The 15223-nt window shown below is 68.8% G+C and carries 14 protein-coding genes; 11 read left to right on the forward strand and 3 right to left on the reverse strand.

Annotated features, from left to right (window positions below; translation table 11 throughout):
- Positions 1–110: 110 nt before the first annotated feature.
- The gene (locus AWU67_RS14995) at positions 111–875 is read right to left on the reverse strand and encodes a LysE family translocator (protein WP_067230848.1); all 765 of its coding nucleotides are present in this window, start codon (positions 873–875) and stop codon (positions 111–113) included.
- A 146-nt stretch (positions 876–1021) separates the two neighbouring features.
- Between AWU67_RS14995 and AWU67_RS15000 the strand changes: the two genes are divergently transcribed.
- The gene (locus AWU67_RS15000) at positions 1022–2095 is read left to right on the forward strand and encodes an enoyl-CoA hydratase/isomerase family protein (protein WP_067230851.1); all 1074 of its coding nucleotides are present in this window, start codon (positions 1022–1024) and stop codon (positions 2093–2095) included.
- A gap of 18 nt (positions 2096–2113) precedes the next feature.
- Here the strand turns inward: AWU67_RS15000 and AWU67_RS15005 are convergent, their stop codons facing one another.
- Both AWU67_RS15005 and AWU67_RS15010 read right to left on the reverse strand, forming a co-directional pair.
- Positions 2114–2968, reverse strand: a complete 855-nt coding sequence (locus tag AWU67_RS15005; protein WP_067230854.1) for a CPBP family intramembrane glutamic endopeptidase — start codon at positions 2966–2968, stop codon at positions 2114–2116.
- The gene (locus AWU67_RS15010) at positions 2965–3813 is read right to left on the reverse strand and encodes a CPBP family intramembrane glutamic endopeptidase (RefSeq protein ID WP_067230858.1); all 849 of its coding nucleotides are present in this window, start codon (positions 3811–3813) and stop codon (positions 2965–2967) included. The genes AWU67_RS15005 and AWU67_RS15010 overlap by 4 nt, the downstream gene beginning before the upstream one ends.
- 256 nt (positions 3814–4069) lie before the next feature.
- Here AWU67_RS15010 and AWU67_RS15015 point away from each other — a divergent pair, with 256 nt between their 5' ends.
- The 10 genes from AWU67_RS15015 to AWU67_RS15060 all read left to right on the forward strand — a co-directional run bounded on the left by AWU67_RS15015 (position 4070) and on the right by AWU67_RS15060 (position 15223).
- On the forward strand, positions 4070–4738 hold the full coding sequence (locus AWU67_RS15015) for a GntR family transcriptional regulator (protein WP_067230861.1): 669 nt from the start codon (positions 4070–4072) through the stop codon (positions 4736–4738).
- A gap of 34 nt (positions 4739–4772) precedes the next feature.
- A complete protein-coding gene (locus AWU67_RS15020; protein ID WP_067230864.1) occupies positions 4773–6311 on the forward strand; it encodes an MmgE/PrpD family protein in 1539 nt (512 codons plus the stop codon).
- Positions 6311–7210: a methylisocitrate lyase gene (gene prpB / locus AWU67_RS15025; protein WP_067230866.1), complete on the forward strand. Its 900-nt coding sequence runs from the start codon at positions 6311–6313 to the stop codon at positions 7208–7210. The genes AWU67_RS15020 and prpB overlap by 1 nt, the downstream gene beginning before the upstream one ends.
- 149 nt (positions 7211–7359) lie before the next feature.
- Entirely contained in the window at positions 7360–8481 is a 1122-nt protein-coding gene (locus tag AWU67_RS15030) for a bifunctional 2-methylcitrate synthase/citrate synthase (RefSeq protein WP_067230869.1), read from the forward strand.
- A 406-nt stretch (positions 8482–8887) separates the two neighbouring features.
- Positions 8888–9454, forward strand: a complete 567-nt coding sequence (locus AWU67_RS15035; RefSeq protein WP_067230872.1) for a thioesterase family protein — start codon at positions 8888–8890, stop codon at positions 9452–9454.
- 108 nt (positions 9455–9562) lie between these two features.
- Positions 9563–10822, forward strand: a complete 1260-nt coding sequence (locus AWU67_RS15040; protein ID WP_067230875.1) for an ROK family transcriptional regulator — start codon at positions 9563–9565, stop codon at positions 10820–10822.
- Between the two features lie 46 nt (positions 10823–10868).
- On the forward strand, positions 10869–11717 hold the full coding sequence (locus AWU67_RS15045; protein ID WP_199922305.1) for an ABC transporter permease: 849 nt from the start codon (positions 10869–10871) through the stop codon (positions 11715–11717).
- The gene (locus tag AWU67_RS15050) at positions 11714–12523 is read left to right on the forward strand and encodes an ABC transporter ATP-binding protein (protein ID WP_067230879.1); all 810 of its coding nucleotides are present in this window, start codon (positions 11714–11716) and stop codon (positions 12521–12523) included. The genes AWU67_RS15045 and AWU67_RS15050 overlap by 4 nt, the downstream gene beginning before the upstream one ends.
- Before the next feature lie 107 nt (positions 12524–12630).
- The gene (locus AWU67_RS15055; RefSeq protein ID WP_082717048.1) at positions 12631–13659 is read left to right on the forward strand and encodes an aliphatic sulfonate ABC transporter substrate-binding protein; all 1029 of its coding nucleotides are present in this window, start codon (positions 12631–12633) and stop codon (positions 13657–13659) included.
- Positions 13660–13771: 112 nt separating this feature from the next.
- Positions 13772–15223: a sulfatase family protein gene (locus AWU67_RS15060; RefSeq protein ID WP_067230883.1), complete on the forward strand. Its 1452-nt coding sequence runs from the start codon at positions 13772–13774 to the stop codon at positions 15221–15223.

A 15223-nucleotide genomic window follows, 5' to 3' on the forward strand; every position in this document is an offset into this window, starting at 1 on the left:
CCGGCATCCCCTCACCAAATTCCGTTGAGAGCGGTCAAATGGTCACTTTTCGTGCCCACAAGTGGCCATTTGACCGCTCTCAACGGACTTGCGGACGGGCTGCGGATGCTTCAGCTCTTGTTGCCGGTGAGGGCGAGCACCCCGCCGAGGCCGATCATCATGGCCCCGCCGGCCCCGGCCAGGCGCTCGAGGCGCTTCGGGCTCCGCGCGAACCAGTCGCGGGCGGCGCCGGCGGTGAGCGCCCAGAGGCTGTCGCCGATGAGCGCGAGCGCGATGAAGACGAGGCCGAGCTCGGCCAGCTGCAACGGGATCATGCCCGCCCCGTAGTCGACGAACTGGGGCAGCACCGCCACGAAGAACACGATCGTCTTCGGGTTGGTGAGGCCGACGAGGAACGCCTCGCCGAGGATGCGGGTCGTCGGATGCCGGAACGCGCGACCGAACCGCGCGCCGCGGGTCTGCGAGGCCTCGGACGGCGTGTTGCCGGAGGGCGCGACGCGCAGCGTCGCGAAAGGCGGCAGCCCTTCCCCAGGAAATCCCGAGGACGCATCAGACGGATTCGTGCCTGACGCCGTTGTGGCGGCATCCTTGCGGTGCCTGATCGCCTGCACCCCGAGGTAGACGAGGTATGCGGCGCCGGCGAACTTGATCACCGTGAACAGCGCCGCCGACTGCGCCACGATGGTGCCGACGCCGAGCGAGACGAGCACGAGGGCGGGCAGCGCGCCGAGCGAGTTGCCGAGCACGCTGACCAGCCCGCCGGTGCGGCCGAGCGTGAGCGTGCGGCCGATCACGAACAGCACGCTCGGCCCCGGAAGGGCGATGAGCGCGATCGAGGCGAGTGCGAAGGCGAGCAGGTTGGGCCACGGAACCATGCCGGAATGCTACTCCTGCGGCATCCGCCCCGCGCCCCGTCGAAGGTCCGTTGAGAGCGGTCAAATGGCCGCTTTCAGGGGCGAAAAGTGGCCATTTGACCGCTCTCAACGGAATTTGGCGGGGGTGGCGGCGGTAGCGTGAGGGGATGACTGATGAACCGCAGGTGCTGGTCAACGTCGCCGACGGGGTCGGCCGGCTCACCCTCAACCGCCCACGGGTGCTCAACGCGTTGAACGCCGGGATGGTCGACACCCTGACCGAGGTGCTGCAGGGCTGGGTGGGCGACAGCGAGGTGTCGGTCGTGGTGCTGGACGGCGCCGGGGAGCGCGGCCTCTGCGCCGGTGGCGACATCCGCGAACTGGCCGAGAACACGGCGGCGGGCAAACACGCGGGCGCCCGCGCGTTCTTCCGCGCCGAGTACCGGCTGAATGCCCTGATCGCCGAGTACCCCAAGCCCGTCGTCGCCCTGATGGACGGCATCACGATGGGCGGCGGCATCGGCCTGGCCGGGCACGCCGCGATCCGCATCGTCACCGAGCGCTCCCGCCTGGCGATGCCCGAGACGCGCATTGGCTTCACCCCCGACGTCGGCGGAAGCTGGCTGCTTGCCCGGGCGCCGGGGGAGCTCGGCACCTACCTGGCACTGAACTCGGCGAGCATGGCGGCGGCGGATGCCATCGACACCGGCTTCGCCGACTTCTACCTGCCCAGTGAGCTGCTGCCGCACCTGCTGCAGGCGCTCGCCGAACGCGCAGACCCCGGCTCGCCGGCCGAGATCGCGATGCTCTTCGACGAGACGCCGGAGCCGCTGGTCGCCGATGGCGAAACGGTCCAGTCGCTGCGTTCGCGCCGTGAGTGGATCGACGCCTGCTACTCGGCTGACACCGTTCCAGCGATCCTCGAGCGCCTGCGCGCCCGACCCGAGCAGGCGGCGCACAGGGCGGCCGATGAGCTGGAGCAGCTCTCGCCGACGGCACTCAGCGTGACGCTGGCGACGCTGCGGGCGGCGCGGGAGCTGCCGAGCCTGCGCGATGCCCTCGAGCAGGAGTACGGAGTGGGGTCCTGGCTGCTCGAGCAGCAGGACTTCGCCGAAGGCGTGCGCGCCCTGCTGATCGACAGGGACCGCAGCCCCCGGTGGCAACCGGCGACGCTCGCCGAGCTACCCGCGGATGCCGCGGCGTCCGCCCTCGCGCACCGCCCGGCCGAGCCGCTCTGGTAGCGGCCCGGCCCGGCGCGACTAGGCGGTTTGCTCCACGACCCGGCGGCTCCGCCGCGCGGCGAGGTCCTGGCGCATGGCGCTGATGAACACCACGACGACGAGTGCCCACAGCGTGCCCTGGATCGCGATGTTCGCCGGAACCGTGGACACGTCTATCGCGTTCTGATCTGCCAGGTTGGTGCTGGAGAGGTAGAGCGTGAAGTCGCTGAGCGCGTGCAGCGCGATGGCGACCCAGAGCCGTCCGGTGGCGCGGAACGCCGCGTAGAACAGCACGCCGTCGAGCATGGTGACGCCCACCTGGAAGGCGATAGTGCCCACCGGTTCGCCGTGTATGGCGCTGCCGAAGGAGTGGGCCGCGCCGAACAGCAACGAGGTGACGAGGAGGGTGAGCGTCTCGCCGTGGTTGGCGCGGAGGCTGCTGCGGAGGATCCCGCGGAAGTACAGTTCCTCACCCAGCCCGACCATCGCCGTGATCAGCGCGACGAGCGCGATGCCGAGGATGTCCCAGTTGCCCCAGGGGGTGAGCGTGAGAACGATGATCGACTGCGTGAGCATCAGCAGCGGGATCACCAGCATCCACCAGCGACGCGGTCGCGTCTCGAAGGCCGCCGGGGTGCGCCAGATCTCGGCCCACCCGGAACGCCGGGCGAAGACGAGCCCGGCGATGATCAGCGGGAGGAGAACGGGGATGTGGCTGAGTGCGAACTCCGCGAGTTCACCCTCCGGCGCCAGCCAGTCGACCAGGAGGCTGCTGACCCCGGCCGCGAGGGCGACGTAGACGATGACGGCGACGAGCCCGATCCAGAACCGCTGCGGGATTCGGGGCTGCGCCCGGGCCGCCGCCGGGGCGGCGGCCCGGGCGGGTGCGCTCACACGCCGGCGTTCGTGTTCGGCAGAACCGGCTGCGGCGCGAGGGCGGGGTCGCCCTCGCGGGCGGCGATGCGGCCCCGGATGAAGAAGACGAGCACGAGGCCGGTGAAGATCACGGCGATGTTGCCGAGGCCGGCGATCGAGGCGAGCGGCCCGGCTGCCGGGTACTCCGTCTGCAGGAAGATGCTGGGGTCGGTGCTGGCGTGCAGCAGGATCGGCCAGATCAGGTTGCCGGTCACGCGGAGCGCCAGGTACATGCAGATGCCGAAGGCGAAGGTGTAGCCGAGCTGCAGCAGGGTCGGCAGGAGCGCCTGGCCGGTCAGCAGGTTGCCGGCGTGCAGGGCAGCGAACACGGCCGCCGACACGAGGGCGACGGCGATCTCGGAGTGCCCGGCCTTGCGCATCAGGGTGACGACGTAGCCGCGGGTGAGCACCTCCTCGGCGAAGCCGATGCAGAGACCGGCGAGCAGCCACGATGCGACCACGTCGAAGCCGGCCGCGCCGTAGTCGATGGTCGCGAAGCGCAGCAGGTTGAACAGCAGCACGACGGCGACGGCAATCCACATCCACCATCCGCCGCGGATCGGCTGGGGGCCGAAGAGTTCACGGAGCCAGCCGATCGACAGCCCGAAGACCACGAGAATGATGCCACCGAGCAGGATCGGGAACACGTAGGCGATGAAGATGAACGTCGCACTGTCCGGATCGACTCCGCCAGCGAACGGAACGAAGAGAAGGGAGCCGAGCTCGTACAGCGCGTAGTAGACGGCGGCGAGGATGACGGCCTTCCACCAGCCTCCGCGTTCCCAGAATCGCTTCCACGGGGACAGTGACGCGTAGTCGGGCATGGGGCTCCATCTCAATGGGGGCGGATGGCCGGTGCGACCTCAGCGAAAATGCTAGCGGCTCGCCCGCCCCGGATCCAATGTCAGGGCTCAGCGCCGGATGCCGCCCGCACAGTGGTGCCGGCCACGCCCTGCAGCATTTCTGTATACATTCGGAGCCAAAAGATCGCCTCCGACTGGCATTGGCCGCAGATTGACCCCTACTATGTATACATAGCGGTGTTCACGGCCGCCGACACGCGACAACAGAGGGGGCGACATGCGCGCTGGAGACCGGGCATACGACACCCTCCGCACCGAGATCCTCGACGGCGTGCTGCGCCCGGGAACCGTGCTCGCCGAGGTGGAGCAGTCCACCCGGCTCGGCGTCTCCCGCACCCCGGTGCGCGAGGCCCTCACCCGGCTGACCGCCGACCGGCTGGTCACCGCCCTCTCCGGCCGCGGTCTCGTCGTCAGCGAGATCTCCCCAGACAACATCGTGGGGCTCTACGAGCTGCGCCAGGCCCTCGAAGGTCAGGCCGCCATGCTCGCGGCCCGCCGCCGCGACGACGTCGCCTTCCGCCAGCTGCAGCGCCGACTCGGCAGCGCCCCGACCCTCCTCGAGCAGGGCGACGAAGGGCTCCGGGAGTACTTCGCCCTCGTCGACGACATCGACCAGGCCATCGACGAGGCGGTCGACAACGAGTACCTCGTCGCCGCCCTGCAGAGCGTGCGGCTGCACTCCAGCCGCATCCGCCGGCTCGCCAGCCACGACCACGATCGCCTCCGTCAGGCGGCGGGCGAGCATCTGTTGATCGTCGAGGCGATCTTGGCCGGCGACGCATCACTCGCCAGCCACGCCACCCACGTGCACCTGCACAAAAGCTTGACCAACGCGCTCGCCAGCGCCGAGAGTGAAGCAACGAGCACCGCCAGCAGCACCCTCTAGACACGCACCCCGCAGCACGACGAAAGGACCTTCCGTGCAGACTCACCACCTCCGAGTTCACCGCAGTGATGAGAACCTGGCCCGCGAGGGCCAGCTGGCCTACAAGCTCGCCGAGCTCGCCGTCGACCCCGTTGAGGTGAGCGAAGAGGTCACCGAGATGGTGATCAACCGCGTGATCGACAACGCCGCCGTCGCCGCGGCCTCCCTCACCCGGGCCCCCGTCGTCTCCGCCCGCTCGCAGGCCACCTCGCACCCCGTCTCGGTGCACGGTTCCGGCGCGAACGTCTTCGGTCTGGACCCCTCGCGTCGCACCAGCCCCGAGTGGGCCGCCTGGGCCAACGGCGTCGCCGTGCGCGAGCTCGACTACCACGACACCTTCCTCGCCGCCGAGTACTCGCACCCGGCCGACAACATCCCGCCGATCCTGGCCGTGGCCCAGCACCTCGCCGAGAAGCGCGCGCTGACCGGCCGTGAGGTGGTGCGCGGCATCGCCACCGGCTACGAGATCCAGGTCGACCTGGCCAAGGCGATCAGCCTGCACAAGCACAAGATCGACCACGTCGCCCACCTCGGCCCGAGCGCCGCCGCCGGCATCGGCACCCTGCTCGGCCTCGACGTCGACACGATCTTCCAGTCGATCGGCCAGGCGCTGCACACCACGACCGCCACCCGTCAGTCACGGAAGGGCGAGATCTCCAGCTGGAAGGCGCACGCCCCGGCCTTCGCCGGCAAGATGGCAGTCGAGGCCGTCGACCGTGCCATGCGCGGCGAGACCAGCCCGACCCCCATCTACGAGGGCGAAGACGGTGTGATCGCGTGGCTGCTCGACGGCCCGGATGCCGCATACGAGGTGCCGCTGCCCGAGCGCGGCGAGGTCAAGCGCGCCATCCTCGACAGCTACACCAAGGAGCACTCGGCCGAGTACCAGGCGCAGGCCATCATCGACCTCGCCCGCCGCCTGCACAACAACTACCCGCTGATCCTCGACGACGTCGACAACATCGCCTCCGTGGTGCTGCACACCTCGCACCACACGCACTACGTGATCGGCTCCGGCGCGAACGACCCGCAGAAGTACGACCCGACGGCCAGCCGCGAGACGCTGGACCACTCGGTGCCCTACATCTTCACCGTCGCCCTGCAGGACGGTGCCTGGCACCACGTCGACTCCTACGCCCCGGCCCGCGCCCAGCGCCCGGACACGGTGAAGCTGTGGAACAAGGTCAGCACCGTGGAAGACCCGGAGTGGACGCGCCGCTACCACTCGCTCGACGTCAACGAGAAGGCGTTCGGCGGCAAGGTCGTCATCACGCTGAACGACGGCAGCACCATCGTCGACGAGATCGCCGTCGCCGACGCCCACCCGCTGGGCGCCCGGCCGTTCGCCCGCGCCGACTACGTCGCGAAGTTCCGGATGCTGGCGGAGCCCGTGCTCTCCGGCGCCGAGATCGACCGCTTCCTCGCCCTCGCCGAACGCCTGCCCGAGCTCAGCCCGGCCGAGCTCGGCGGGCTCACCATCCAGGCGGAGCCGGGCGTGCTTGCATCCGTCGCCACCCCGGAGGGCATCTTCTAATGCTGTACGCCCAGGCCACCCCGGCCGAGAAGCGCGTCGCGTTCCGCGCCGGCCTCGCCAGCGGGAAGCTGCAGCGCTTCCCCGGTGCGTTCAACCCGCTCTCGGCCAGGCTGATCGAGCAGAAGGGCTTCGACGGCGTCTACATCTCCGGCGCCGTGCTCTCGGCCGACCTGGGCCTTCCCGATATCGGCCTGACCACGCTCACCGAGGTGGCCGGCCGGGCCAAGCAGATCGCCCGGATGACGGAGCTGCCCGCGATCGTCGACGCCGACACCGGCTTCGGCGAGCCGATGAACGTGGCCCGCACCGTGCAGGAGATGGAGGATGCCGGGCTCGCCGGCATGCACATCGAAGACCAGATCAACCCGAAGCGCTGCGGCCACCTCGACGGCAAGCAGGTCGTCGACGACGAGACGGCGATCAAGCGCATCCGCGCCGCCGTCGACGCCCGCCGCGACCCGAATTTCCTGGTCATGGCGCGCACCGACATCGCCGCCGTCGACGGCCTGGCTGCCGCCATCGACCGGGCCAAGCGCCTCGTCGACGCCGGCGCCGACGCGATCTTCCCCGAGGCGATGCGTTCGCTGGAGGAGTTTGCAGCGATGCGCGCGGCCGTGGACGTGCCGCTGCTGGCCAACATGACCGAGTTCGGCAAAAGCGAGCTCTTCACCGTGGAGCAGCTGCAGGACATCGGCATGAACATGGTCATCTGGCCGGTGTCGATGCTGCGCCTGGCGATGGGCGCGACCGCACGCGGGCTCGACTCGCTGACGGAGGCCGGCACGCTCGAGCCGCTGCTCGGCGAGATGCAGCACCGGGCCGACTTGTACGAACTGATCGACTACGAGGGCTACAACCACTTCGACTCCGGGGTGTTCAACTTCACAGTCAGGAAATAGGGTCGAGCGCGCGGCATCACTCGGCCTTGGTTTCGACAGGCTCAACCAGCGAGAAGTCCGCTGGTCAGCACAACCCCCGCTGGTCAACAAACGCCCCGCTGGTTGAGCTTGTCGAAACCTTCACCACGAGCAGTAAGGATTCAACGACGATGACTGACGAAACTCCGACGATCTACAAGGGCCTGGCCGGGGTGCCGGTCGATTTCACCGCGATCTCCAAGGTGAACCCCGAGACCAACTCGCTGCTCTACCGCGGCTACCCGGTGCAGGAGCTGGCCGCCATGTGCAGCTACGAGGAAGTGGCCTGGCTGCTCTGGAACGGCGAGCTGCCCACCCGCGTCGAGCTGGACGGGTTCATGGCCGAGGAACGGGCCGCGCGCTCGCTCGCCCCGAACGTGCGCCGCGCCATCGACGACCTGCCGCTCGATACGCACCCGATGGATGTCTGCCGCACCGCCGTCAGCATCATCGGAGCCAACGACCCGGATGCCGAGGACAACGCGCCGGAGCAGAACCTGCGCAAGGCGAAGCACCTCTTCGCCCAGCTGCCGGCGATCGTCGCCTACGACCAGCGCCGCCGCCACGGCCTCGAGCCGGTCGAGCCGCGCGCCGACCTGGACTACTCGCAGAACTTCCTCTGGATGACCTTCGGCGAGGAGGCAGACCCGGCCGTCGTCGACGCGTTCCGGGTGTCGCTCGTGCTCTACGCCGAGCACTCCTTCAACGCCTCCACGTTCACGGCGCGCGTGATCGCCTCGACGCTCTCCGACATCTACTCGGCCGTCACCGGTGCGATCGGCGCGCTCAAGGGCCCGCTGCACGGCGGCGCCAACGAGGCCGTCATGCACACCTTCGCCGAGATCGGCACCGCCGACAAGGCCGAGGTGTGGCTGGAGGACGCCCTCGCCCGCAAGGCGAAGATCATGGGCTTCGGGCACCGCGTCTACAAGAACGGCGACTCCCGCGTTCCGACGATGCGCACCGCGCTGGAGGCGATGGCCGCGCACTACGAGCGGCCCGACATGCTCGAGCTCTACGAGGCGCTCGAGACCGCCATGGTCTCCCGCAAGAACATCAAGCCGAACCTGGACTACCCGGCCGGCCCGACCTACCACCTGATGGGTTTCGACACGGAGACGTTCACGCCGATCTTCGTGGCCGCCCGCGTCGTCGGGTGGACGGCGCACGTGATGGAGCAGCTCGCATCCAACGCGCTGATTCGCCCGCTGTCCGTGTACAACGGCGTCGAGCAACGCGAGCTGCCCGCGTAGGGGCCGACAGTCAGGTTTCGACAGGCTCAACCAACGGGGATTCCGCTGATTGAGCCTGTCGCCGCATCCTCCCGATGGCTTCGGTCGCACGCTCCCTCGAGCCAACGGGAGGAGGTCCGCTGCGTGGGCGCCCCCTTCCGCTGATTGAGCCTGTCGAAATCCCTCGCGCGGTTTCGACAGGCTCAACCAACGGGGATTCCACTGGTTGAGCCTGTCGCCGCGTCCTCCCGATGGCTTCGGTCGCAGGCTCCCTCGAGCCAACGGGAGGAGGTCCGCTGATTGAGCCTGTCGAAATCCCTCGCTGGGTTTCGACAGGCTCAACCAACGGGGAGCGGACGGCCGCGGTCATTGACGATTCGCACAACGGATGCCGGGGCATCCGCACCTCGCCGCTAGCGTGGAACGCATGCACATGTTCTTCCGCACGATGATGCACATGCTGGTGTTCTCGCGGCTGAAGCCCCGCCTCGGCCACTACGACGTCGCCCGCACCAACTTCCGGGTGCTGCCGACCGACCTCGACATCCTGAACCACATGAACAACGGCGTCTACCTGTCGATCATGGACGTCGCCCGCTTCGACATGCTCGTGCGCAACGGCGTCTGGGCGATCTTCAAGCAGCGCGGCTGGTACCCGGTCGTCGTCGCCGAGACGATCAGCTTCCGCAAGTCGCTTGAGCCGTGGATGCGCTTCAGTATCGAGTCGCGCATCATCGGCTACGACGACAAGGCCGTCTACGTCGAGCAGCGCTTCGTGCGCCCGGATGCCGACGGCAACCCGGAGATCTACGCGCAGGGCTTCATCCGCGGCCGCTTCCTCAAGCGCAGCGGCGGCGTCGTGTCCATCGAGGATCTTCTGGACGCCGTGGGCGCTGTGCCGGAGGACATGGAGCTGCCGGAGTGGCTGCTGCGCTGGGCCCCGGATGTCGCCCTGCCGGCGACCCGCGCCGAGGCGCCGTCCGTCTGGAGCTAGCCGCCCGATCGCCCAGGCCGCGGCCTTTATGACGAATCGGTAACAAAAACACCGTGTAATTTTGCCGGAGTGTTTACGGAAAAAATAAGCTCACTTAGTGTTCCAAACATGTCCGAGCTCGAAGGTGCGCACGCCCTCGTGAGACGCACTCACGAGGAGCGGATTCTGCGTGCGCTGCGCGAGCTCGGCGCCCTCAGTCGGGCCGAGATCTCCGAGCGGGTCGCGCTCTCGCGCACCACGACCTCCGAGATCACGGCCGATCTGATTCAGCGCCGCGCGGTCATCGTGGTGGCCCCGGATGCCGCAGAGCGCGTCGGCCGCGGCCGACCGGCCGAACGCTTGGCACTGGACCCCGGCGCCGGGCAGGTCATCGGAATCGACTTCAGCCACGGCCGGGTGCACGCCGTCGTCGTCGACGCGAGCCAGCAGATCATCGCGGCCGGCGTCGCCGACTACGACACCGACTCCGCCTGGAGCGACCGCGCCGACATCGCCTTCGCGCTGCTGGAACGGCTCAAGGCCCAGCACGACGTGCACTACGGAGCGCTGCAGGGCATCGGCCTCGGGTTCCCCGGCCCGTTCTCGGCCAGCGGCGCCCGGCTCGCCCTCGGCCGGGACCAGCGCGACACCTCGGCCGTCGACGGCGCCAGGGAGCTGCTGAAGCGGTTCACCGAGCGCTTCGCGGCCCCGGTGCACATCGACAACAACGCCCGCCTTGCCGGCCTGGCCGAGGCGATCTGGGGCGGCCAGACCGCCTCATCGAGCCTGCTCTACCTGCGCCTCTCGCACGGCCTCGGTGGCGGCCTCGTGCTCGGCGGCGCGCTCGAGACGGGTGCATCCGGCTACGCCGGCGAGATCGGCCACATCACGGTCACCGTTGACGGCCTGAGCTGCCGCTGCGGCAAGCGCGGCTGCCTCGAGACCATCGCCTCCATCCCCGCCGCGCTGGCCGAGTGTGCCCGCCGCGGCGCCCCGATCGCCGACCTGGACGCGCTGCGCAGCGCCGCGGACAACGGCGACCCCATCGTGACCGCCGTGCTGCGTGAGATCGGCGCCGCCGTCGGCCGCGTGCTGGGCGGCCTCGCCACAGCGCTCGACCCGGCCGAGATCGTGATCGGCGGCCCGCTCGCGCTCGCCGCCCCGATGATCGTCGACCAGGCCCGCGCCTCCATCGCCTACGAGCTGCTGCCGATCCCGCAGGCCGAGCCGACGGTGCGCGCCGCGACGCTCGGCTCCGACGACGGGGCCCGCGGTGCGGTGGCCGCGGTGCTGCGCCGCTCCTCGCTGCTCGAGCGCTACGACAGCTCACCGGCATCCGCCCGCACAGACTTCACGACGCCAGATTCACTGCAAAGGAGCACCACATGATCGGCCGCAACGCACCCAGCTCGGAACGGAAAGCGAGGTGCGTGCGATGACCGCAACGGCCACGGCGCAGAGCCGCAGCATCATGACCGGCAGCCCCAGCACCAATGAGGCACCCCCCACGGTGGCTGAGAAGAAGAAGCGCCGCTCGGAGCGCTCGGGCAAGATGCTCGCGCTCAACATCATCTCGGTCGTCGCCGGCATCGGCATCTGGTGGGTGCTCTCGCTCTCTGGCTTCCGCCTGCCGACCCCGCCGCAGGTGCTGGAGCGCGCGATCCAGCTGATCGCCGACGGCACCCTGATCGCGGATGCCGGGGCCAGTCTCGGCCGCGTGCTCGCCGGGTTCGCCCTCGGCACCGCGCTCGCCATCCCGGTCGGCTTCCTGATGGGCTGGTACTGGGCCGCACGCGGCCTGATGGAGCCGTGGATCCAGTTCTTCCGGACCATCCCGCCGCTGGCGATCATCCCGCTCGTGCTCGTCTTGATGGGCATCGGCGAGCAGCCCAAGATCTTCGTGATCTTCCTCGCCGCGTTCCTCTCCAGCGTGATCTCGACCTACCAGGGCGTCGTGAACGTCGACCGCACCCTCATCAATGCCGCCCGCGTGCTGGGCGCCAAGGACCCGGCGATCTTCGCCCGCGTAGTGGTGCCGGCATCCACCCCGTTCATCCTGGTCGGAATGCGCGTGGGCCTCGGCGCCGCCTGGGCCACCGTCGTCGCGGCCGAGCTCATCGCCGCGCAGGTCGGCCTCGGCTACCGCATGCAGTCCGCACAGCTCTACTACGACCTGCCCACGATCTTCGTCGGGCTGATCACCATTGGAATCCTCGGCCTCCTCATGGACCGCATTCTGCTGTTCGCCGAAATCAAGCTCACCGGATGGCAGGAACGTCGATGACCACCAACACCCTTCAGCCCGTCGCCAATGCCGCCAAGATCTCGGTGCGCGGCGTCACCAAGATCTTCCCGCTCGGCAACGAGGAGTTCACCGCCCTCGACAACGTCTCGCTCGACGTCGCCGACAACGAGTTCGTCACCATCGTCGGCCCGTCCGGCTGCGGCAAGTCGACCATGATGAACGTGCTCGCCGGCCTCGAGACCGTCAGCACCGGGCAGGCCCTCGTCGACGGCGTCGCCGTGGACGGCCCCGGCCCGGAGCGCGGCGTGATCTTCCAGCAGTACGCGCTGTTCCCCTGGCTGACCGTGCGCAAGAACGTCGAGTTCGGCCTGAAGACGGCCAAGGTGCCGCGTGCAGAGCGCCGCGCCCTCGCCGAGCACTTCATCAATCTGGTCGGCCTCAGCGACTTTGCCGACGCGCTGCCGAAGATGCTCTCCGGCGGCATGAAGCAGCGCTGCGCCATCGCCCGCGCCTACGCCGTGAACCCGTCGATCCTGCTGATGGACGAGCCGTTCGGCGCCCTCGATGCCCTCACCCGGGTCAAGCTGCAGGAGCAGCTGCTCGAGACGTGGAGCCAGGAGAAGCGCACCGTCGTGTTCATCACGCACGACGTCGACGAGGCCGTGTACCTGGCCAACCGGGTCGTCGTGATGGCGGCCCGCCCCGGCCGCATCCACGAGATCATCGACGTCGACCTGCCCTACCCGCGCACCGAGGACATGCGGCTGAGCCCCGAGTTCACCGCCCTGCGCAACCGGGTCTGGCACGCCGTCTACCACCAGCCGGGCGTGAACACCGCCCACTAGAGCCCACCGAACGAACGAACGGACGCCGCCCAGCGCGGCATCCGCTCGTCAACAGCGCCACCACACCCTGCCGTCAACAGCGATGGCCCAAACCCCCAGGAGAAGCAATGAAGCACATTTCCATCAAGCGCGGAATGATCGCAGCGTTCGCGGCGGCCGCCCTCGTCCTCACCGGCTGCGCCGCCGGTGACACCCCCGCTGCAGGCGGCGCCGAGAGCGCGGCCCCGGCCGAGAAGCCGATCGAGATCACCTTCGGCTACATCGCCGACTTCAACGGCGCCAGCGTGCACGCCATCGCCGACGAGCTCGGCCTGTGGGAGAAGTACGGCCTCAAGGCCGAGACCCCGGTGTTCACCAACGGCCCGCTGCAGATCCAGGCGCTCGGAACCGGCGACCTCGACTTCGGCTACATCGGGCCGGGCGCCATGTGGCTGCCCGCCTCCGGCCAGGCCAAGGTCGTGTCGGTCAACGCCACCGGCAACGGCGACCGCGTGATCGCCCAGCCCGGCATCACCTCGATCAAGGATCTCAAGGGCAAGAAGGTCGCCGTTCCCGAGGGAACCTCCGGCGACATGATCCTGAACCTCGCACTCGAGTCGGCCGGCATGACCATGGCCGACGTTGAGAAGGTCGCCATGGACCCGGCCACCGCCGTTGCCGCGTTCGCATCCGGCCAGGTCGACGCCGCCGGCCTCTGGTACCCGCTGATCAGCACGATCGAGACGCAGGTTCCCGACCTGGAGATCCTCGCCTCCAACGACGACTTCAAGGACACGGTCGCCTTCGCCTCCGGCTTCGTCGGAGCCAACGAATTCGTCGCCGAGAACCCAGAGGCCACGACCCGTGTGCTGCAGGTCGTGCGCGAGGCCCTCGACTACCGCGCCGCCAACCTCGACAAGGTCATCGCCCTCACCGCGAAGATGATGAAGCTCGACCCGGAGGTCGTCAAGACCGACGCCGGCAACGTCACCTACTACACGGCGGCCGAGCTCGACGCGCTCATCGCGGACGGCACCGTCGAGAGCTGGCTCACCGGCATGAACAACTACTTCGTCGGAGCAGGCAAGGTCACCGACCCGGCCGAGCCCTCCAGCTACTTCACCGGCGATCTGTTCGTCGCAGCAGGCACGAAGTAGCCCAGTAGCAGCACATTTCTGTGAGACACGGATGCCGCAGCGCCAGCGCCTGCTGGCCCTGCGGCATCCGTGCGCCAGACCGCAGCACCGCTTCAGAACAGAACGAGAACCGATGAAGACACCCAGCAAACGCCCAAACATCGTGCTGATCCTGACCGACGACCATGCCGCGCACGCGATCAGCGCCTATGGCTCCGTCGTCAACCAGACGCCGCGGATCGATGAGATCGCCGCCGTGGGGCGCCGTGTCGACCACTGCTACTGCACCAACGCGCTGTGCACACCGAGCCGGGCGTCGATCCTGACCGGGACGCACAGCCACGTGAACGGGGTGACGACGCTGGACACCCCCATTGACGCCTCACAGACGACGTTCGTCTCGCTGCTCAAAGAGCAGGGCTACCGCACCGGCATCGTCGGCAAGTGGCACATGGGCGAGGGCGAGGGGCACGACCCGCAGGAGTTCGACTACTGGGCCGTGCTGCGCGAGCAGGGCGAGTACTTCAACCCGCAGATCCTCAGTGCCGAGGGCGTTCGCATCGAGCCCGGCTACGCCACCGACATCATCACCGACCTCTCGATCGACTGGGTGGACTCGCTGGAGGGCGACGAGCCGTGGTGCCTGCTGATCCACCACAAGGCGCCGCACCGCTCCTGGGAGCCGGACGAGAAGCACCAGGGCATGTACGCCGGGCAGCAGATCCCGGTGCCGGCCACGTTCGACGACGACTACGCCGGCCGCTCCAGCGCCGCCAAGCACGCCACGATGCGCGTCGCCGAGTACCTCACCATGGCCGACCTCAAGGTCCTGCCGCCGGAGGGGCTCACCCCCGAGGAGCTCGGGCTGTGGAAGTACCAGCGGTATATGGAGGACTACCTGGCCTGCGTGGCCTCCGTCGACGACAACGTCGGCCGGGTCATCGACTGGCTGCGTGCGCGCGGCGACTTCGACGACACACTGCTGATGTACACGTCGGACCAGGGCTTCTTCCTCGGCGACCACGGCTGGTTCGACAAGCGGTTCATGTACGAGGAATCGATCCTGATGCCGCTCGTGCTGAGCTACCCGAACGCGATCGAGCCCGGCGAGCCGCTCAAGCAGATGGTGACGAACGTCGACTTCGCCCAGACGATCCTCGACGCGGCCGGGGTCGAGCCGGCCGAGCGGATGCAGGGCGTGAGCTTCTGGCCGCAGCTGACCCACTCGCCGGACGCCCCCACCCGGGACGGCGTGTACTACCGCTACTACGAGAACGACGACCAGCACCACCACGCGCTGGCGCACTACGGCATCCGCACCGAGCGGTACAAGCTGATCTACTTCTACAACGACGGCATGGGCCTGCCCGGCAGCTCGGAGCACACCTACCCGCCCGAGTGGGAGCTCTACGACATGGCGCTCGACCCCGAGGAGCTGGTGAACGTCTACCACTCGGCGGAGTACGCACACGTGATCGACGAGCTCACGGCCCAGCTGTGGCAGCTGCAGGCATCGCTCGGTGACGAGCCGCACCACAGCCAGCCGGTGCCGGCCCGACTGCGCGCGGCCGAGCCGGCTGCCTAG

It is taken from the genome of Microterricola viridarii, assembly GCF_001542775.1.
Taxonomy (GTDB): Bacteria; Actinomycetota; Actinomycetes; order Actinomycetales; family Microbacteriaceae; genus Microterricola; species Microterricola viridarii_A.